Origin of the sequence: Brevibacillus ruminantium, from assembly GCF_023746555.1 — a bacterium.
Lineage (GTDB): Bacteria > Bacillota > Bacilli > Brevibacillales > Brevibacillaceae > Brevibacillus > Brevibacillus ruminantium.
Genome location: NZ_CP098755.1, coordinates 4,150,173 through 4,169,458, shown reverse-complemented (window position 1 = coordinate 4,169,458; position 19,286 = coordinate 4,150,173). Strand labels below are relative to the sequence as shown.

Below are 19,286 nucleotides of genomic sequence, written 5' to 3'. Positions count from 1 at the left end.
CAAATCAAAGATGCAAAGTTTTCTAGGGTTCCGCAGCAGACATGCTGGTCAGGTCCGAGAGAAAACACACGGCATTGCGCTGTGGACACGGAGGGACAAAAGCCCGGGAGTATCGTTTTCAACGACGATAATCCCGGTTTTTTTATTTGTCCGGGTGGAATAACTACCATTGTTCTGCCTGGTCCCAATCGCACAGAGAGCTACAGAAACGAAGTATGCCGAAGTTTTCTTCTGACGGTCTGACACTTGCGAACAACTTTGCGGGAAAAGGGAGGAGAGCACTGTGAACAAGGAATGGGCCAAGGTATTTTTTGCCGCCTTTTTCGAGGTTTTTTGGGTGATTGGACTCAAGCACGCTTCCGACGTCTGGACATGGCTGGGCACAGCCGTTTCCATTTATGTGAGCTTCTACATGATGATCATGGCGGGCAAACGACTGCCTGTCGGAACGGTCTATGCCGTTTTTGTCGGATTGGGAACGGCGGGAACGGTTTTTGCGGAAATTGTCTTTTTTGGAGAGCCGTTTCAGACGGGCAAAATTCTTCTGATCCTGCTGCTACTGGCTGGGGTAATCGGTTTGAAGCTGGTGACGCGGGAGAAAGAAACAGAGCAGGAAGGGGCTGATTCCTGATGGCTTGGTTGTATCTGATCCTGGCAGGGATTTTTGAAATGGTCGGGGTGACAATGATTAATAAAATGCACCGCGACAAAAACTGGCAATCCGTGGTGTATATGCTCCTCGGCTTTGGAGCAAGCTTCCTGTTTCTTGCGTTGGCAATGGAAAACTTGCCCATGGGTACGGCTTATGCGATCTGGACCGGTATTGGCGCCTCCGGCGGAGCGATCATGGGAATGCTGTTCTATGGAGAGTCCAGAGACTGGCGTCGTATCTTGTTTATTTGCATGGTGCTCGGGGCCGCGGTTGGTTTGAAGGCGATTTCGTAAACATGATCGACAAAATTCTGCCACTTTCCTATAATAGGTGGAGGTAATAGGCAGGGGACAGCCCCTCGTTATAGGAGATGGTGACGATTTTCTATATCCTTTCTTTTTTGATCTCGTTTCTCATTGTTTTCCTGCTGATCCCCCCATTAGGGAGACTGGCATTTCGCCTTGATTTTGTGGACAAGCCTCGCAAAGACGTGGAGCGTAAAATACATCGGGAGCCGATTCCGCTTACCGCCAGCTATGCCATTTATGCCGGATTTGCGGTACCTTATATCCTGTTTTCAAATGAGACCCCGGTTCAGCTCATCTCCGTCCTGGTAGGCGGACTTTTGTTGCTGATTATCGGAACGATTGATGACTGGTACAAAACGCAGGGGAAAGACTTCTCCGCACTGCCCAAAACGATCGTGCAATTATCCGCGGCAGTGCTGGTGTACGCTTCTGGCATTGCCTTTACAGGATTTTACAACCCGCTTAGTGGTGAATACGTGCTGCTCCCTGTTTGGTTACAGTTTATTCTGACGATTCTCTGGATTTTCGGCGTGACGACGGTGATCAACTTTTCGGATGGCATGGATGGACTGGCAGGAGGACTCTCGGCTATTTCAGCCGGAACCCTCTTTATTGTCGCGCTGGCAAAAGGGCAGAGTACTTCGGCGATCATGGCGATTATTCTTGTCGGGGTGGCGGTCGCTTATCTGAGGTATAACAAGCCGCCGGCCAAAATTTTTATGGGCGATGCGGGAGCGACGTTTCTCGGATTCATTTTGGCGGTGATTGCGCTCGACGGTGCGTTCAAGCAGGCGACGATTCTCTCGCTGTTCATCCCGATCCTCGCGCTGGGCGTACCCATTTTCGACAATCTGTTTGTTGTCGCCAAGCGCTTTATGCAGGGCAAACCGATTTACCAGGCAGATGCCAGTCAAGCCCATTATCGTCTGTTGCGGACGGGGATGAACCAAAAGCAGGTCGTGGCGTTTCTTTGCCTGATCAGTGTATGCTTCAGCTTGACCTCGATTATTTTGCTGTTGCTGCAGGTGTAAAAAGCCAGGGGATTGACGATAGTCCAAACGATGTGCGTTGGATGTGCGTTTTTCTCTGCTGAAGCTATGAAATAATGTTCAGAAGAAAAGGCTTATTTCTTCTTCCTGGTGAAGAGGAGTAAGCTTTTTTTTGTAGTAGTTATTTACAATGCCCTATGATGATTTTGTATATAGCTCCAGACAAGAATGGACACATTCGTTATATGGATTTGAAAAAAGAGAATCGAGGAGGGAGAATATGAAAAAATCTGGTTTGTTCATTTGGGGTATAACAATTATTGCTGGAGTTTTTATAATTTCAGGTGTTGGAGCAATGAATAAAGGAAATATTGAAGCGTTGAATGCTTATAAAAAATTTGAAACCGTCAATCAAAATAAAACGTTATCGGAAGCAACAGATTTCGTTTTATCTGACTTCTCTATTGACGGTTCTGATTTGCCTGATACCGAAGAAATTCTGTCATTTCAGGGTTCACGCTTGACGGAGCTATTGATACCTTCTGATGAAAAGCTATGGTTTATCATGGATGGCAAGCAGGTTAAAGGTATTGTTTTAGCGACTGACACTGAGTCGAGGGGAGCAGGACGCGAAAAAACAGGCCCGGAATTGTATGAAATGTACCAAAAGATTGTGAATGATCTCGGGGAAGACGTTCGCTTGAAATATTTTGATTATGCAGGCGGCTATATATTTGTGGCAGTTAACTCTGACGGGGATGAAAGTGTATGGCTTGAACAGCGTGCTGCTCGATTACTCGACGCTACACCCGGTACTAAGTATAATCCTGAAGAAATCATTGAAAAAATTCGTGAAGGGATAAATCCTCTCGAAGAGGACTCTTCTGATGATGATACGATAGGCTAAGGTCAGTTATTAATAAAAATGTTAAGCCATTAGAAGACGGTGTCACTCCTATCCCCACGGAAAAGTACTGGAGGATAAGAGAGACACCGTGCTTTTTAAAAAACGCTACCGACCGGCCTTCCGAGAGGAGTATCAACGCAGTTGCTTTATGCTCAAAGCCTTTACCAGTGAATCTTTCCTTTCTACATAACCGTGAATATCCTTTGGAAATTCCGCCGCCAGCTTTACCTCCCACTCACTACTCACTGTACAGGAACGCCCCCTACTCATTGAGATGAAATACGGCGATCTCTGGAGGGCAGGCGATGCGGACGGGAAGCTTCACCGTCCCGAGTCCCCGATGAATGTAAAAATGCCTGTTCTCCTCCATCACCTTCAACCCCGTATGAAAATGTTTGTACTCCCCAAAGGTTCGGCCAAAAAAACGGATCTGCCCTCCGTGGGTATGACCAGTAAGCAACAGATCATAAGGAAAGTTGTGTTCTGCAAGAAAATGAATGATGTTGGGAGAATGGGCGAGGGCGATCAGAAAGACCGATTCCTCCCAATCAGCCGACGTGGCGTTTAGCCGTTCATTTCCGTAGATGGAGTTGTCAAAACCGTATAGGAACAATTGTTGGCCATCGACAGGAATTGTGAGAAAGCTGTTTTCTAAAACGGTGATATCCTGTTCACGTAAATTCGTCAAAAGAGCGTGGTATTCATCTACGTTATAAAGACGCTTTTGGAAACCTGTTTTCGTCTCGCGTTCGTAATTGCCTGGAACGAATACAATCTGCTTGCATTGAATTTTTTGAAGTTCTTCCAAAACTCGAGTCGTTTGTTTCAGTGAAGTTGTCAAATCGCCTGTGATGATCACGATATCAGGTCTGAGCAAATTGGCCATTCTACTGATCGAACCATTGAGAAAACGAGTGCGCCCATGAATGTCGGACAACTGAACGATTTTGAGCGGTTTCTTGAATGGCGAGCGTATCCGGTAATGTGAGCATCTTACATAACAGGTTTCGATAACGAGAGATACGAGGACAATTAAGCCGAAAAAGAGGGCAAATCCGATCATTCCCTTTTGATTCCCTCCTTGTTTGGTCGCTCCTTTGTTTGTTCGGGAAAGCATCAAATTTTTCCTTCAGAGACTCACATCGCCATATCCTTCTCTACTTTCCCCACTGCTGCCAATGACTGCGATTTTTTTCATGGATGAATAATTCCTCCCGACTCGCCCTAATTTTCATTTGCTAATACGTTACCTTGGTAGAGCGTTATAGAATTACTTTATAAAAGGATGGCAGATCATTCAATATCCATTTTGCATTTCAAAAAAACTGCATCAAAAAGGCGCCCCACCCGTTTTCACGAAGGACGCCTTTTCTTACCGTGCATGCAGTATTTCAATTTCATTCATCAGAGCGGGACCAATCACGGGAGCAAACTTTTCGTATACCGGCTTCATTGCCTCTTCCCAGGCAACCTTTTCCTCCGGCGTTAGCTCATGAATTTCCAGACCCATCTTTTGCAGTTCATCCCACTGCTGCTCGTTGATGGCCCGCGCTAGCTGATTGCTATAAGCGGTCGTTTCCTCCATGGCCTCCCGGATGATCGCTTGTGTACCGGGAGAGAGCTTTTCCCAAAAGCGTCGGTTCATGATCACTACATAGCCGAGATAGCCGTGGTTGCTCAGGGTCAAATAGTGCTGCACCTGATACAGCTTGCGGGTAAAGATATTGGAGATCGTGTTTTCCTGGCCGTCTACCTGGCTATTGGCCAGCTTCTGATAGACATCGATAAAAGGAGCCCCATAGGCTTTCGCTCCCATCGCCTGAAACTGGGCTTCCAGCACTTTGCTTTGAATAATCCGAAAGCGCTGGCCGACAAAATCCTCCGGCAGGCGAATCGGATAATTGCTCGTCATCTGCTTGAAACCGTTGCTCCAAAATGCGATGCCCTTCATGTCATAGGGCTCCAGACTCTCAAATAACAGCCGGCCAATTTCGCCTTCAAACGCCTCCTGTACATCTTCCTGGTTGCGGAAGACAAAAGGCAGATCGAGGACAGACCACTGCGGTATCTGGTCAGCCAAGTTGGAGAAAGCCGGAGCAATCATCTGGATGTCGCCGTTTCGCAGAGCGGCGCCTTCTGTGATATCGGAGTAGAGAATGCCGTTGGGAAAGACCTGCACTTCGATATGACCGTTGGACTTTTCCTTGACCAGTCGGGAAAAGCGTTCTACGGCCAGCCCCTTTGGTGTATTCTCCGCCACGACGTGACTGAATTTAATGATGATACGTTCTTGCAATCCTTCCTGTTCCTCGTCATAGTCCAGGGGAGAAAACGGAAGATCAGCCCGAAACCCAATCAGAATCGCACTGATAAACCCGAGGAAGACGATAAGTGTAATACTGATAAAAGATCTCATCGCGAACACCTGCTTACGTAATTGTTGCCAGGAATCTTTAAAAATTTCTGTCGTTTCCGGAAGCTTCGATCCATAAGTACGTTATAATGGTAACAGGAAAACTACGGAGAAAGGAAGAGCTTCTCTGATAAAACGACTCAAAATCAAAGGAAAGATCATGCTGCTGTCAGTGGGGATCGTCCTGTTTTCTCTGTTGATCGGCGGCATTATCCTTCTCGGCAGCATTATGCGCATGACAGAAGATGAACTGAGTCAAAGACTGATGACCACTGCCAGAACAGTTGCTGAAATCCAGATCATCCAGAAAAGCATTCAGGAGCCGGACGGGTGGAAGGTGATTGCTCCCACGGCACGCCGGATTCGCATCGTCAATGACGTCACTTATATTGTGGTGCTCAACATGGAGCGGATTCGCTATTCTGACCCGATAGAAGCCCGCATTGGCACTGTTTTTGAAGACAAGCATGTGGAAGCCGCTTTCGCCGAACACAGCTATCTGCGCAAACTCCGCGGAGAGATGGGAACCGCCCTGCGTGCATATGTACCGCTCATGAACGAGCAGCATCAGCAGGTGGGGGTGATTGTGGCCGGGCATGTATTGCCCAGTTTCTGGGAGATTGTCAACAATCAACGTGAAAATATCGCGATTACATTTCTCCTTTCACTGTTTTTTGGCATCTGGGGTTCTTACCTGCTGGCTCGTCACATCAAAAAGCAGATGCTTAATCTGGAACCGGAAGAAATTGCCCGTATACTGGTTGAGCGAACCGCCACCTTTCACGCCATGCGCGAAGGTGTGATCGCGATTGACAACCAGGAGCGGATAACGATTTGCAATGATAAAGCCAAGCAGATTTTCCACATCGAGGGGGATGTGCTGGGCAAACCGATTCGCAAAGTGATCCGCGATTCCGCCCTGCCGGAAGTGCTGGAAAAAAGACAGAACTTCTTTGATCACGAGCTGCATGTCGGGAACGCACTGCTTTGGTCCAACCGCTTCATGATCAAAGTGGACGGAAAGCTGGTAGGAGCGATTGCCATTTTTCAGGATCGAACCGAAGTGGCCCGCATGGCAGAGGAACTGACAGGGGTGAAAGAATTCGTCGATGCTCTGCGCGTGCAAAACCACGAGCACATGAACAAGCTGCATACGATTGCTGGCCTGATCCAGTTGAATCAACCGGAAAAAGCGCTGGACTATCTGTTTGACATCCAGGTTCAGCAGGAAGAGCTGACATCCTTTTTGGCAGCCCGTATTTCCGATGACAGTGTAACCGGTCTGCTGATGGGAAAAGTAAGCAGGGGCAAAGAGCTTGGGATTCGCGTCGTGATCGACCGGAGAAGTCATTTGGAAAGCTTTCCGCCTTATCTGGATCATCATAATTTTGTCTTGATTTTGGGAAATCTGATCGAAAATTCCTTTGATGTATTAGAGCAGACGAATCGTGAAGACAAAGAGGTCTTTATCAGCATCGCGCAAGATGAGGAGATCTGCTCACTGCTGGTGGAAGACAACGGACTGGGGATGGAGCCGGAAGTTCAGCAGCGGATGCTGGAGAGGGGCTTTTCGACCAAACAGATGGAACACCAGGGCCTGGGCTTGTATCTGGTCAATCAGTTGGTGAAAAAGGGGAGAGGGGAATTGAGTTGTCAGTCTCAATACGGTCAAGGGACAAGCTTTCTGATTACGTTCCCGATGAAGGAGGTGTAGTTGGGGTTGAATGTTCAAACATCATTTCGCGTCGTGGTGATCGAGGATGATCCGATGGTTCAAGAGGTCAATCGCCAGTTCATCGAGCGGGTATCCTCGTTTCAAGTGGTGGGCGTGGCCTCGAACGGTGCTGAGGGCATCCAGGTTGTCCAGGAGCTGAAACCGGAGCTGGTCATCATGGATGTTTTCATGCCTGTACAGGATGGAGCACAGACCTTGCAAAAGCTGCGTGCGACCAATCAGGAAGTAGACGTGATTGTGATCACGGCTGCAAAAGACAAGCCGACCATTCAAAACATGCTGAGGAGCGGTGTCATCGACTACATCATTAAACCGTTTACCTTTGAAAGAATCAAGCAGTCCCTGGAGAGCTATCGCTCCTTCCGCAAACAACTGGAAACAGAGGGGACCGTCTCCCAGGAGGAAGTTGATCAATGGTTGTTCCGAACAAGCATGGACAGTACCAACACGTTTGGCGGGACTGGTGAGGGAAAGGGGAATGCTCGGACCATTTCCAAAGAAGAATTTCTGCCTAAAGGGCTGCACTTGCATACGCTGGAGCAGATCGTCCGCCAGTTGAGCGCGGAGACAATGCCGCTCTCGGCAGAGGAAGTGGCCGAGCGGGTCGGGATCGCCCGTGTCACAGCCCGGCGCTATCTGGAGTATCTCGAAAAGACCAGGCGAGTAAATAGAGAGATCGCATACGGCGGTGTGGGACGGCCGACGAACAGATATATGCTGGTAGGACCCTGATCGAAAAACTTATTAGGTTAGCGCAACCGTGTGTCAGCGAAACGAACCTGGTGTACAGCAGTCCAAGCATGCGCCAGGTTGCCGTGATGGCAGACAAGCTGTTTTAAGCTAAATTCCTCAGTAATCTTGTTGGGAGAATCAGGTGTGGGAAAAGGAGTTTTGGCAAAGGATATACATAAGTGCAGTCCGCATAAGCAAAAGCAAGCCAGCCCTGCTTACGAAACCAGCCAGCCAAGCGCAAGCAGAAAACAGCGCAAATTTGCTATTCACCCTCGAATCGTTTCAGGCAAAATGGAATACGATTTTTGCTCGCTTTTTTGCTTTATTGTACAAAAGCTTGCATAGAATTTAGCAAAGAACGCGTGAGTGCTCTTAGTATAATATTTGGAATATTACGAAAAGTAATAGAACAGGAGGATGACTAGCATGAAACGGTATTTTTCGTTCCTACTCGGCACTTTGGTGGCAACAGCAATGATCATGAGCGGGTGTTCTGGCAGCAGCTCCTCTCCGGCTGTCACACCAGCACCGAAAACTACAGAAACGCCGCAGTCTGCTTCGACACCAGCTAAGGAAACAGGCAAGGCAGAAGCGAAAGTGCTCAGAATGAATATGGAGGAGCCCGCTACGCTTGATCCGACGTTTGCAGAGGATACGGTCTCCGGGGCTGTCATCCGTGCGATCTTTGATGGCTTGACGCGGCTGGACGAAAACGGAAATCCGCTCAATTCCATCGCGTCCGATATGAAGGTATCGGACGACAAGACGACGTATACCTTTACGTTGCGGGATGCCTTGTGGAGCAACGGCGATCCGGTCACAGCCCATGATTTTGAATTCGCTTGGAAGCACGCCTTGGACCCGAAAACAGGCTCACAGGCCGCGTACCAGTTTTACAGCCTGAAAAACGCACAGGCCTTTACGGCTGGACAAGCGCAGCGCGATGATATTGGGGTGAAGGCGCTGGATGACAAGACCCTGGAGATAATCCTGGAACACCCGATGCCCTTTTTCCCGACGCTGGTTTCGTTCCTCATGCCGATCAACAAGAAAGTGGTGGAGTCCAATCCGGACTGGGCCAAAGACTCGAAAACCCTGGTCGGCAATGGGCCGTTCAAGCTGGAGACTTGGGAACATAAAAACAAGCTGACTCTTGTCAAGAATGACCAGTATTGGGAGGCAGACGTCGTCAAACTGGAGCGCATTGAATTTTCCATGATTGAAGATGCCAATACGGAGCTGGCCATGTTCCAAAACGGCGATCTGGACTGGGCAGGCGGGCCGATCAGCGGTTTGCCTGTCGATGCAGTTGGCCCGCTGCACCAGGAGGGGAAGCTGGTCACCAAGCCAAAAGCGACTTCTTACTATATCCGGTTTAATGCAGAGAAGCCGCCATTTACCAATGTCAAGGTACGCAAAGCTTTTGCCTACGCAATCAATCGCAAGGAGATCGCCGACAACATCGGTCAGGCCGGCCAAACGCCGCTTATGGGCATCACCCCGATCACGGCGTCGCTCAAACCGGAGGGCTTTTTCGCCGACAACCAGCCGGAAGAGGCACGCAAGCTGCTGGCAGAAGGCATGAAGGAGCTGGGCATGACCAAGCTGCCGGAGATCTCGTATCTGTACAATACCTCTGATCGCAACAAAGCGATTGCTGAAGCCCTGCAGGCGGTCTGGAAAAAAGAGCTGGGCGTGGATGTAAAGCTGATCAACAAAGAGACCAAGGTGTACCTGGACGATCAGGAGCAGGGGAACTTTGTGATAACCCGTTCAAGCTGGACTGCCGACTACAATGATCCTGTCAACTTCTTGCAAAAATTTATCGAGAAATACAGCTCCAGCAATATCACCCGCTGGCACAATCCGACCTATACGGATTTGATCAAAAAATCGTATAGGGAGGGAGATGACCAGAAACGGAAGCAAACCCTGCTGGAGGCCGAGACGCTTTTGATGGAAGAGATGCCGTTGACGGGGATTTTCAGCGACGTCAACGCTTGGGTGCAAAGTGAAAAAGTAAAGGGGGTTCGGGTTGACCCGCTGAGCAAGATTGACTTTAAATGGGCGTATAAAGAGTAAAGAGAAGAAGGCTAGAAGCACTGAGAGGAGCAAATCGCGATGAAAAAAGGAAGAGCTCTCCGCGTCGGTGACATGATTGGACTGACAGCGCCGTCAAGCCCAACCACACCGGAGATTTTGGCAAAAGCGCAGTCTGATCTGGAGGCACTGGGCTTCCGGGTCAAAACGGGAGAAAGCTGCGGGCAGTCGTTTGGCGGTTACTTGGCTGGACATCCGCACCTTCGAGCAGAAGAAATCAACAGGATGTTTGCCGATCCAGAGGTAGACGCGATCCTCTGTCTTCGCGGGGGATACGGAACACCGCAGCTCCTGACGCTGCTGGATTATGACTGTATCGCGGCTAATCCCAAGCTGTTCATCGGGTACAGCGACATCACGGCACTGCATACCGTTTTTATGCAGGAAGCGGGGCTGGCCACCCTGCATGGCCCGATGGCCTCTTCAGGGATTGCCAGTGAACTGGACCCGTGGTCTCGCGATTACCTGCTGCGGGCGATGACGTCCTCTGATCCGCTGGGGGAGATCATCAACCCGGAGGGAGAGCAGATCACCTGTCTGGTCGGCGGCGAGGCCTGCGGTCCCATCGTCGGCGGCAATCTCTCACTGGTGGCTGCGCTGGCTGGGACCCCTTATCAGTTGGATACGCGGGGCAGGCTGCTGTTTCTGGAGGACGTTGACGAAGAGCCATACCGGATTGATCGCATGCTGATGCAGCTCGCCCTCTCCGGTGCATTTGAGGAATGCGCGGGGATCATCCTTGGCACCTGGGAAAACTGCGTCCCGAAAAAGGAAGGATTCTCTGTGCTCGATGTCTTTATGAATATCGTGGTCCCGTATCAAAAACCGATGATTTGGAACGTACAGTCTGGCCATGGGAAATGCAATATCGCGCTGCCGTTCGGCGTTCATGCCCGGTTGGATGCGGATGCTTGCAAGCTGGTAATCGAGGAGGGTCTGACACGATGAAGATCGATCCTCAGGCGATTTGGAAGCAGGCGCAGGCGATTTTGCCGTGGGTGACCGAAGTACGGCGGGATTTTCATCAATACCCGGAGTTTGGCATGGAGGAATTTCGGACGCGAGATCAAATCATCCACTACCTGGAGGAGATGGACATTCCTTATCAGGTGGTGGCGGGCACAGGCGTGGTCGGCCTGATCGAAGGCCACAGGCCGGGAGCGGTGGTTGCTTTGCGGGGAGACATCGACGCGCTTCCTATCGAAGAGGAAAACGACGTACCATATCGCTCCAAGGTTCCGGGAAAAATGCACGCCTGCGGACATGATGCCCACACCACGGTGCTGCTCGGCGCCGCCAAGCTGCTGCAGGAGCAAAGAGCGAAAATTTCCGGGGTAATCAAGCTGTTTTTCCAGCCCGCTGAGGAGACGGTTGGCGGAGCTGTTCCAATGATCGAAGCAGGAGTGATGGAAAATCCGCGTGTCGATGCCGTATTCGGGCTGCATGTGGCTCCAGAGCTGCCGGCAGGGCAGATTGCGGTAAAGTACGGGCAGGTGAATGCAGCATCCGATACGCTGAATATCCTCGTGAAAGGGGAAAATGGCCACGGTGCTTATCCTCATAAAGGGCGGGATGCGATCGTGATCGCAGCGCATGTCATCACCGCTTTGCAGACCATCGTCAGCCGCAATGTTGATCCGCGGGAAGCAGCCGTCGTCACCCTGGGTGTCATCCAGGGAGGGACACAAGGCAATATCCTGGCCCGTGAAGTAAAGCTGACGGGGACGATCCGCACAATGAACAGGCACACCCGTACCCTGGTCAAAGAACGTGTGCGGGAGGTAGCCGAGCTAACTGCCCGAAGTCTGGGCGGAGAAGCGATTGTTTCGCTGGAGGAAGGGTATACGGCTCTGATCAACGACAACCGGATGGTGGATTTGGTAAAGCAGTGCGGAGAAGAGCTGTTGGGGAAGGAGCATGTATCGGTACTGGAGGCAGCCAGTATGGGCGTCGAGGATTTTGCCTTCTTTGCGGAACAGGCCCCGGCAGCCTTTTTCCAGCTAGGCTGTCGAAACGATCAGACTGGCTGCGTCTATCCGCTTCACCACCCCCGCTTCAATCTGGATGAAAGCTGTCTGGCAGTCGGTGTGGCCATGCAAGTGTACAACGCTCTGTCTTTCCTGCAAGCGCAAGCAGAGGCCTCCCTCCTGGAGAGCAATCCAGTCTAAAGAGCGAGAGGAACCAGGCAGGAAGGCGCTTTCTGGCAGGGGGGATCGGCGGGCAAAATGGCAAACAGGAATAATCAACGGCTCAGGTCGGGAAACTATTTGTTGAAACTATCCCGAAAGGATGTATGAGACATGAGCCGTTCTGTGCAAGATGTATTGAACAGACAGATCGCCAACTGGTCCGTTCTCTACATAAAGCTCCATCACTGCCATTGGTACGTCAACGGGTCCCAATTTTTTACCCTCCACGCCAAGTTTGAGGAGTTGTACAACGAAGCGGCCGGTTATGTCGACGAACTGGCTGAGCGTCTTCTCGCGATCGGCGGAAAGCCCGTCTCCACGATGAGTGCCTGTCTGCAGGCGACGAGCCTGAAAGAAGCAGCCGGAAACGAGTCGGCTGAGGCGATGGTGCAAGCGGTCGTGGCGGATTTTCAGCAGGTTGTCAGCGAACTGGAGGAAGGGATGACTCTAGCTGAGAATGAGCACGACGAATCAACAGCAGACATGTTTCTCGGAATCAGCACCAGTCTGCAAAAACATGTATGGATGCTTCAGGCTTTTCTCGGCCAGCCGGTCACTTTGCCTCCGCAAAAAACACCGGTTGGTGCGGGCGCTCGCTAATCATAACGAGCCTTGCCTGTCACTTACAGACTACCCGTCTGCCGATACCCGGCGGCGGGTTTTTTCATCCGGAAGTGCAATCAATTGTTTCCAAGAGCAGGTGCCGGGTGTTACACTATGGGGGATTACCGGAAGATTGGACTTGATCGAGAAAGGATGTACGGTTCCGATGGCATCACCATATGTTACGTTCAGTCGCGAGCAGTGGAGAGGACTGCGGGCTTCCACACCGCTCACCATTTCCGACGAAGAATTGGCTTGTTTGCAGGGATTAAACGAAAAGCTGTCCCTGACGGAAGTGGCTGATATCTATCTCCCACTTTCCCGGCTGCTCAATCTGCATGTAGGCGCCACGCAGGAGCTGTATCAGGCTACCCATACATTTTTGGGCAATCTCGAAAAGAAAGTGCCGTTTATTATCGGTATTGCTGGAAGTGTAGCTGTTGGCAAGAGTACGACAGCCCGTATTTTGCAAACGCTTTTATCGCGCTGGCCTAACCATCCTAAGGTGGATTTGGTGACGACAGACGGGTTTCTCTATCCCAACCGCATTCTGGAGGAGCGCGGCTTGATGCAGCGCAAAGGATTCCCGGAAAGCTACAACACCGGGCGCCTGGTCTCTTTTTTATCCGACGTCAAATCAGGTGTTCCAGAAGTAGCCGCTCCGGTTTATTCCCATCTGGTTTACGACATCGTGCCCGATGAATGGCAGATGGTGCGGGAGCCGGATATCCTGATCGTGGAGGGCTTGAACGTCCTGCAAACGCCGCTCGACGAAAAGCAGCGAAGGATTTCAGAAGTGTTCGTCTCTGACTTCTTCGATTTCTCCATTTACGTGGATGCTCAGGAAGAAGCGATTAAAAAATGGTATATTGACCGATTCAAGCTATTGCGGCAGACAGCGTTCTCCGATCCGGCATCGTATTTCAAACGCTATGCCAGTCTGTCGGATGAGGAGGCGAATGAGGTCGCGACGGGGATCTGGAACCAGATCAACGGGACCAACCTCCGCCAAAATATCCTGCCTACACGCAGCCGCGCCCGGCTCATCCTGGAGAAGGGCGAAGATCATATGATTCAAACTGTGAAATTGAGGAAGCTGTAGCGATTGCGAAAAACCACAAGTATGAAGACCTGCTGTTTGGTCTCTGTGACAAGCGGCAGGTCTTTTTTCTTTGGAACGATCGATGCTTAAAAATTGGGGATTTGTTCCTCCTATCACCGTTTTAAAAAAATCCCTTGGAAATCGGGCTGTAGCGAGAAGAAGCATGTTTCCCTGCTCAGCTCCGTATTCCGCCCTCAAGGAAGTGTTCGCTGTCCGCTCCGAGGCGATTCGCGGGGGAGACGCAAAAGCAGTAACGCTTCGACGTCATCCCAAGGTTGCGCTCCTTTTTCCCGCGAATCGCCCCTTCGCTGGGCAGGGCTCCACAGTCGCAACGCAGGGAAACATGCTTCTTCACGAATCCGGAGCTTTAAAAAATGATTCTAAAAATATTTGGGTGGAAGCGTGATCACTGATGCAATTATCTAGATTTCCTCCTTTTATAAAGAAAATCGGATCGTTCGAAAGCATCGAAAGAGCAATGGTTGAGCTTCTCCGATGTCGGAAAGAGATCATGTTTGCTCTTCAACGAAAATGATATTCCTTTTTTTACCAAATGACTCTTCATCTGGTATAATCTTTATTTTCATCAGGTATAACTTGCTTTTCATCATTTAAAAAAAGGGAAGAAGCAGCTTGTTCGGAGAAGAATCCTGTTCCCCTGCGGTGCGACTGTGTAGCCCAGCTCAGCGGAGCAGGGGATGGCGGGAAAAAGGGCCGCAACCTTGGGATGACCTCGAAGCGAGGCGGCTTTTGCGGACCCCCGCCAGCCGCTGTGGAGCGGACAGTAAATCCCCCCTTGCGGGCGGAGTACGGAGCCAAGCAGGGGAACAGGATTCTTCTCACTGCAGCCCCGTTACACGTACCAAAGCCACGGGTTTACTCCCAAAGCGGATGCAAAGGGTCCAAAGTAGATGCAATGGCCAGCCCAAAGCAGGTGCAAAGAGCACAGGTTTAATCCGAGGAAGATGCAGAAGCACAGTTCACACCCATGCGTATGCTCAAGAGATTAAAGCCTGCTACATTTGATCCAGCAGACGCTTCAGCTTCCTTTCGTTTTCCCGCCGTTTTTTCCGCAGCTGGCGATCCTCCTCGGAAAGCGCACGCAACAGGGAAAAGCACAGCAAAGTCAAGATGACGGCAAAAGGCAGCGCTGCCACGATGGAGGCCGTCTGCAATCCCTGCAGCCCGCCGCTCAAGAGCAGCACGACGGCGATAGAGGACTGCAGGATTCCCCAGATGATTTTGATCGGGTTGGAGGGATTCATCCTGCCGTCTGAGGAAAGCATCCCCAGGACAAATGTGGCCGAGTCGGCAGAAGTGATGAAGAAGATGATGATCAGCACAGTGGCCGCAACCGACAGCATATAGCCCAGAGGAAGCTGCTCCAGGGTTGTAAACAAGGCGAGGGAAACGTCATTTTTGACGGCTTCACCGATCGGAGCACCCTCGTATATTTCCAGATGCAGAGCGGTTCCCCCGAATACGGAAAACCAGATAAAGCTGAGCAGGGTCGGGGCCAACAGGACACCGATCACAAACTCTTTAATCGTCCGACCTCGCGATATCCTGGCGATAAACGTACCGACAAAGGGTGCCCAGGCAATCCACCAGGCCCAGTAAAAGAGGGTCCAGTTCGCAATCCAGTTGCTTTCCGTAAAGGGAGTCAGGCGCATGCTCATGGAGACCAGATTTTGCAGGTAGCTCCCGAGTGTGTTGGTAAAGTTGTCAAAGAGAAAGGCGGTGGGACCCAGCAGGAGCGTCAGCAGCAACAGGACGGAGGCCAGGAGCAGATTGGCATTGCTCAAAAGCTTGATGCCTTTGTCCAGGCCCGAGGTGGCGGAAAACAGATACATGACGGTAATGATGACGATGACGGTGATTTGAACCGTCGTAGTGCCGGGCACATGAAAGAGATGGGACAAACCGCCGGTGATCTGCAATGTCCCCAGACCGAGAGAGGTCGCCACGCCAAAAGCGGTGGCAATGACGGCCAGAATGTCAATGGCCTTGCCGATCGGACCGTTTACCCTGTCTCCCAGAAGAGGGGCAAAGGCAGACGAGATCAAGCCTTTGGCTCCTTTGCGAAATTGAAAGTATGCAAGTGTGAGCGCGATCACGGCATAAATTCCCCAGGGATGCAGGCCCCAGTGAAAAAAAACATAGCGCATGGCTGTGCGTGCAGCTTCGGGAGTCTCGGCTTCAACCCCAACCGGAGGAGAGAAGTAATGGGACACCGGCTCTGCTACTCCCCAAAAGACCAATCCAATCCCCATTCCCGCACTAAACAGCATGGCAAACCACGAGAGAGTCGAGTATTCCGGCTCATCTTCATCATCTCCCAGACGGATATTGCCGTATTTGCTGAACGCCAGGTAAATGCCAAATACCAGGAAGAAAAAAGTAACCAGAAGATAGAACCAGCCAAAGTTGGACGTGGTGAAAGAAAGGACGTTTGTTGCTGTGTCTGTCAACTGGGAAGGAGCGAGGATCCCCCACAGGACAAACAGGATAACCACCGTCAGCGAGAGGGTTAATGTCATGTCATACCTCCTGATCCATGCAACTTGCTCTCCCGTTTTTTCTTTTATCAATGGTTTAGCGTCCCACGAAAGCTGCCTGTTTATCCCAGCATAGATGGAGGAAGCGGTGAAAAACGAAGTCAACGATGAAAGTCTGTGTCAGCGGCCAAAACGCTCAGCTCCGGGAGCAAACATCTCAATAAAATGACGGGCCGCTTTGGAGAGGTGGCGCTCACTCTGCCAGACGATCGCGGAGGAGGAAGCAATAGAAGTGCCCGTAATCTCCAAACAGCCGAGCTGGGCATGTGACTGTGTTTCCCAAGCAGAACGGGGAACAATGGACGAGCCGATTCCTGCCCGCACCATGCTGACGATGAGCGGCAGATCGGGACATTCACAGATGACATGGGGATGGACCCCGAGGCTGGCGAACTCTTTTACCAGCAGTTCATAAATGCCTAACCCGGGTGTGCTGGGCATAATCAAAGGGAGATGGGCAATGTCACGCATCTGAATCTGGCTTTGGCCGAAAAGCGGTGATGAAGCAGGCACGATCAGGACAAAGCTCTCCTCCACGAGCGGGATGGTGGTGCAATGCGCGAGCGAATGCGGAAGCCTCACAATCGCCACTTCGATGGTCCGTTGCTCTAGCCACTGGCTGAGAAGCTGGGTATCCCCTTTCCAGACCTTGTACGTGATCAACGGGTATCGGGCTTGAAACTGCCGGATCTGATCGGGCAAGCCATAAGAGGATAGCGCGCTCACGCCGATCGAGAGAACGCCGCGCACGCCCTCGCCTGTCTCCTTCACTTCCGCGAGCGCTTCCTCCATCTGGTGAACGAGGTTCAGCGCTTGCTTGTACAAAGCGTGGCCAGCCTGCGTCAGGGAGATTTTTTTACCCGTTCTCTCCACCAGCGAGACGCCGAGCTCCTCCTCCATCTGCTTCAGTTGCTGGCTCAGTGGGGGTTGGGCCATTCGCAAACGGCGGGCAGCACTGGTAATCTGCCCTTCCTCAGCGATGGCGATAAAATAGCGCAATTGCCGGATATCCATGGGGGACCCCTGCCTTTCATATGAAAATGATATGATAAAAAGATAAAACAGATATTTTTCATATCGATAAAGCTATGATAGCATAAGTCTGGTTGTACAACATGAGTTAGCTCAAGAAAGAAGGAAGGTACAAAGGACATGCGTCAGGTATTGGAACGGCTGTTTCATCTGCGTGCAGAGGAAACGACTGTGAAACAAGAAATCATCGCCGGCTTTATCGGGTTTATTACGATTGTCTATATTATGGCGGTAAACGCGTCGATTTTGGCGGATGCCGGAATTCCGTTTGAGGCCGGTATCCTGGCAACGGTCCTGACTGCGTTTGCGGGCTCGCTGCTGATGGCTTTTTGGGCAAATGCGCCGATTATTCTGGTCCCGGGGATGGGGATTAATGCTCTGTTTACCTATACGCTTTGCCATGCCATGGGGCTGCCTTGGCAGGAAGCGCTGGCTACCGTGTTTTTATCGGGGGTAATCTTTTCCGTCATCGCCTTTACACGGGCCGCCGCCGTGCTGTCCGCTGCCATTCCCCATTCGCTGAAAGAAGCCATTACGGTGGGGATCGGCTTGTTCCTCACTTTTATCGGACTGCAAAAAGGCGGTCTGATCGTCACACATCCCTCTACCTTCGTGGCGCTGGGGGATCTGTCCAACCCGCAGGTATGGGTGACGCTGGCCACACTGATCGTAACGGTCGTCTTGTTTGTTCGCAATATACCGGGCAACTTTTTGATCGGGATTGTAACCGGAACAGCTTTGGCCTGGGTACTGGGAGTGATTCAGCCCGGACAGGGATTGACGGGGCTTTCACTGGATGCCTATCGGGAGGTCTTCGCTGGATTTACCTTTGATCGCATGGTCACGCTTCCGTTTTGGGTCGCTACCTTTTCGCTGACGATGGTGATCGTCTTTGAAAATATCGGACTCGTGCACGGCCATACCCAGATGATGGGGCAGCCGCAGAAGTTTCGCCGCAGCCTGCAGGCCAGCGCTTTGTCTGTGGGGCTGTCAGGACTGTTCGGCACCAGCCCGACGGTTGCCACGGTAGAATCGGCTGCGGGCATTGCAGCCGGGGCGCGTACCGGATTGGCTTCCCTCGTGACGGGTCTAATGTTTCTGCTGTCGTTGTTCTTTTTGCCGCTGGTCAAAATGATTCCAGACAGCGCTATCGCTCCGGTGCTGATCATTATCGGTGCCTTGATGCTCCAAAACGTGCAAAACATAAACCTGCGTGATTTTTCCGAGGGGTTCCCTGCCTTTCTCATCATCGCGCTGATCCCGCTCTCGTACAGCATCGTGGATGGCATTGCCTTTGGTTTTGTGGCCTATCCGCTGATCAAGCTGGCTTTGGGCAAAAGAAGAGAAGTGCCGGCACTGCTGTATGTCGTCGCCGGATTGTTCTTGCTCAATATGGTATTGCCGATGCTAACCTGAGCGGTGGCGTAAGGAAAAGCCGTCTCTGGCACGAAACTGTGCCGGGGGCGGCTTTTTCATCGGTAAAAAAATCCGATAATTGACAATGATAATCTTTTTCAATTAACATAAAAGCAAGGAATTTGGCACAAATCTGGAAAGAAGGGTGATTCGCGATGTTTATTGAGACAAAGGCCATCACGGTGAAAGAAGGCACCTCCCATCTGGTGGTGGAGCGTTTCCGTCAGGAGGGCGCGATTGAGAAGTCTGAAGGCTTTATCGATTTGAGTGTGTTGGTGAAAAAAGTCCGCAGAGTCGACGAAGAAGTCATCGTCATGATTCGTTGGGAATCGGAAGAGGCCTGGAAAAAATGGGAGAAGAGCGAGGCTCACCTGGAAGGGCACAGACAGAGCAGAGGTAAGCCAAAGCCGGAGCATGTAATTCAGGTGACGCATGGCGTCTACGACGTGCAAGCGATCAAGACGCCGTAAAAAACGGAAGAGCTGCGTGTGCTGATGAGTGGAAAAAAAGGCCGCTGGGAAGAATAGGCGTGTACGTAAGCCCGAACGAC

Annotated in this window: 18 protein-coding genes and 1 riboswitch; of the genes, 14 read left to right on the top strand and 4 right to left on the bottom strand. The window is 51.2% G+C overall.

From position 1 onward, the window contains the following. The first annotated feature begins 11 nt into the window (after positions 1-11). Positions 12-112, top strand: a riboswitch (guanidine-I (ykkC/yxkD leader). A gap of 171 nt (positions 113-283) precedes the next feature. The 4 genes from NDK47_RS20535 to NDK47_RS20520 all read left to right on the top strand — a co-directional run bounded on the left by NDK47_RS20535 (position 284) and on the right by NDK47_RS20520 (position 2,856). Beyond that, positions 284-631 (top strand): DMT family transporter, encoded by a 348-nt coding sequence (locus tag NDK47_RS20535; protein ID WP_251871625.1) that lies wholly within the window; start codon positions 284-286, stop codon positions 629-631. After that, entirely contained in the window at positions 631-945 is a 315-nt protein-coding gene (locus NDK47_RS20530) for a DMT family transporter (protein WP_251871624.1), read from the top strand. Before NDK47_RS20535 ends, NDK47_RS20530 begins: the two co-directional genes overlap by 1 nt. 77 nt (positions 946-1,022) lie before the next feature. Further along, a complete protein-coding gene (locus tag NDK47_RS20525; RefSeq protein WP_251871623.1) occupies positions 1,023-1,991 on the top strand; it encodes an MraY family glycosyltransferase in 969 nt (322 codons plus the stop codon). 238 nt (positions 1,992-2,229) lie between these two features. Further along, a complete protein-coding gene (locus tag NDK47_RS20520) occupies positions 2,230-2,856 on the top strand; it encodes a hypothetical protein (RefSeq protein WP_251871622.1) in 627 nt (208 codons plus the stop codon). 262 nt (positions 2,857-3,118) lie between these two features. Here NDK47_RS20520 and NDK47_RS20515 read toward each other — a convergent pair whose 3' ends face one another. After that, a complete protein-coding gene (locus NDK47_RS20515) occupies positions 3,119-3,973 on the bottom strand; it encodes a metallophosphoesterase (RefSeq protein ID WP_251871621.1) in 855 nt (284 codons plus the stop codon). Positions 3,974-4,228: 255 nt separating this feature from the next. Then, positions 4,229-5,272, bottom strand: coding sequence for a DctP family TRAP transporter solute-binding subunit (locus tag NDK47_RS20510; protein WP_251871620.1), 1,044 nt, complete (start codon positions 5,270-5,272; stop codon positions 4,229-4,231). Positions 5,273-5,429: 157 nt separating this feature from the next. Between NDK47_RS20510 and NDK47_RS20505 the strand changes: the two genes are divergently transcribed. The 8 genes from NDK47_RS20505 to coaA all read left to right on the top strand — a co-directional run bounded on the left by NDK47_RS20505 (position 5,430) and on the right by coaA (position 13,730). Beyond that, a complete protein-coding gene (locus NDK47_RS20505; RefSeq protein ID WP_251871619.1) occupies positions 5,430-6,983 on the top strand; it encodes an ATP-binding protein in 1,554 nt (517 codons plus the stop codon). 54 nt (positions 6,984-7,037) lie between these two features. Further along, entirely contained in the window at positions 7,038-7,736 is a 699-nt protein-coding gene (locus tag NDK47_RS20500) for a response regulator (protein ID WP_251876295.1), read from the top strand. A gap of 144 nt (positions 7,737-7,880) precedes the next feature. Beyond that, positions 7,881-8,081, top strand: a complete 201-nt coding sequence (locus NDK47_RS20495) for a hypothetical protein (RefSeq protein WP_251871618.1) — start codon at positions 7,881-7,883, stop codon at positions 8,079-8,081. An 81-nt stretch (positions 8,082-8,162) separates the two neighbouring features. Next, the gene (locus NDK47_RS20490; protein ID WP_251871617.1) at positions 8,163-9,818 is read left to right on the top strand and encodes a peptide ABC transporter substrate-binding protein; all 1,656 of its coding nucleotides are present in this window, start codon (positions 8,163-8,165) and stop codon (positions 9,816-9,818) included. 39 nt (positions 9,819-9,857) lie between these two features. Next, complete coding sequence (locus NDK47_RS20485) at positions 9,858-10,784, top strand: S66 peptidase family protein (RefSeq protein ID WP_251871616.1); 927 nt, start codon at positions 9,858-9,860, stop codon at positions 10,782-10,784. Beyond that, positions 10,781-12,004: a M20 metallopeptidase family protein gene (locus NDK47_RS20480; protein ID WP_251871615.1), complete on the top strand. Its 1,224-nt coding sequence runs from the start codon at positions 10,781-10,783 to the stop codon at positions 12,002-12,004. Before NDK47_RS20485 ends, NDK47_RS20480 begins: the two co-directional genes overlap by 4 nt. Positions 12,005-12,136: 132 nt before the next feature. Continuing rightward, positions 12,137-12,625 (top strand): Dps family protein, encoded by a 489-nt coding sequence (locus tag NDK47_RS20475; RefSeq protein WP_251871614.1) that lies wholly within the window; start codon positions 12,137-12,139, stop codon positions 12,623-12,625. Between the two features lie 169 nt (positions 12,626-12,794). Continuing rightward, entirely contained in the window at positions 12,795-13,730 is a 936-nt protein-coding gene (gene coaA, locus NDK47_RS20470; protein ID WP_251871613.1) for a type I pantothenate kinase, read from the top strand. 1,016 nt (positions 13,731-14,746) lie between these two features. On the opposite strand, the gene NDK47_RS20465 is transcribed toward coaA, so the two are convergent. After that, positions 14,747-16,270 (bottom strand): glycine betaine uptake BCCT transporter, encoded by a 1,524-nt coding sequence (locus NDK47_RS20465; RefSeq protein ID WP_251871612.1) that lies wholly within the window; start codon positions 16,268-16,270, stop codon positions 14,747-14,749. Between the two features lie 138 nt (positions 16,271-16,408). Continuing rightward, positions 16,409-17,302 (bottom strand): LysR family transcriptional regulator, encoded by an 894-nt coding sequence (locus NDK47_RS20460; RefSeq protein ID WP_251871611.1) that lies wholly within the window; start codon positions 17,300-17,302, stop codon positions 16,409-16,411. A 138-nt stretch (positions 17,303-17,440) separates the two neighbouring features. On the opposite strand from NDK47_RS20460, the gene NDK47_RS20455 reads away from it, so the two are divergent. Both NDK47_RS20455 and NDK47_RS20450 read left to right on the top strand, forming a co-directional pair. Then, the gene (locus tag NDK47_RS20455; RefSeq protein ID WP_251871610.1) at positions 17,441-18,736 is read left to right on the top strand and encodes an NCS2 family permease; all 1,296 of its coding nucleotides are present in this window, start codon (positions 17,441-17,443) and stop codon (positions 18,734-18,736) included. A gap of 155 nt (positions 18,737-18,891) precedes the next feature. Then, positions 18,892-19,206, top strand: a complete 315-nt coding sequence (locus NDK47_RS20450) for an antibiotic biosynthesis monooxygenase (protein WP_251871609.1) — start codon at positions 18,892-18,894, stop codon at positions 19,204-19,206. Positions 19,207-19,286: the final 80 nt, after the last annotated feature.

Bases quoted from the DNA above. Each gene is read 5' to 3' on its own strand.
- NDK47_RS20530 (WP_251871624.1), top strand. From the start codon at position 631: ATGGCTTGGTTGTATCTGATCCTGGCAGGGATTTTTGAAATGGTCGGG.
- NDK47_RS20525 (WP_251871623.1), top strand. From the start codon at position 1,023: ATGGTGACGATTTTCTATATCCTTTCTTTTTTGATCTCGTTTCTCATT.
- NDK47_RS20520 (WP_251871622.1), top strand. From the start codon at position 2,230: ATGAAAAAATCTGGTTTGTTCATTTGGGGTATAACAATTATTGCTGGA.
- NDK47_RS20515 (WP_251871621.1), bottom strand. From the start codon at position 3,973: ATGCTTTCCCGAACAAACAAAGGAGCGACCAAACAAGGAGGGAATCAA.
- NDK47_RS20510 (WP_251871620.1), bottom strand. From the start codon at position 5,272: ATGAGATCTTTTATCAGTATTACACTTATCGTCTTCCTCGGGTTTATC.
- NDK47_RS20505 (WP_251871619.1), top strand. From the start codon at position 5,430: ATGCTGCTGTCAGTGGGGATCGTCCTGTTTTCTCTGTTGATCGGCGGC.
- NDK47_RS20500 (WP_251876295.1), top strand. From the start codon at position 7,038: ATGGTTCAAGAGGTCAATCGCCAGTTCATCGAGCGGGTATCCTCGTTT.
- NDK47_RS20490 (WP_251871617.1), top strand. From the start codon at position 8,163: ATGAAACGGTATTTTTCGTTCCTACTCGGCACTTTGGTGGCAACAGCA.
- NDK47_RS20485 (WP_251871616.1), top strand. From the start codon at position 9,858: ATGAAAAAAGGAAGAGCTCTCCGCGTCGGTGACATGATTGGACTGACA.
- NDK47_RS20480 (WP_251871615.1), top strand. From the start codon at position 10,781: ATGAAGATCGATCCTCAGGCGATTTGGAAGCAGGCGCAGGCGATTTTG.
- NDK47_RS20475 (WP_251871614.1), top strand. From the start codon at position 12,137: ATGAGCCGTTCTGTGCAAGATGTATTGAACAGACAGATCGCCAACTGG.
- coaA (WP_251871613.1), top strand. From the start codon at position 12,795: ATGGCATCACCATATGTTACGTTCAGTCGCGAGCAGTGGAGAGGACTG.
- NDK47_RS20465 (WP_251871612.1), bottom strand. From the start codon at position 16,270: ATGACATTAACCCTCTCGCTGACGGTGGTTATCCTGTTTGTCCTGTGG.
- NDK47_RS20460 (WP_251871611.1), bottom strand. From the start codon at position 17,302: ATGGATATCCGGCAATTGCGCTATTTTATCGCCATCGCTGAGGAAGGG.
- NDK47_RS20455 (WP_251871610.1), top strand. From the start codon at position 17,441: ATGCGTCAGGTATTGGAACGGCTGTTTCATCTGCGTGCAGAGGAAACG.
- NDK47_RS20450 (WP_251871609.1), top strand. From the start codon at position 18,892: ATGTTTATTGAGACAAAGGCCATCACGGTGAAAGAAGGCACCTCCCAT.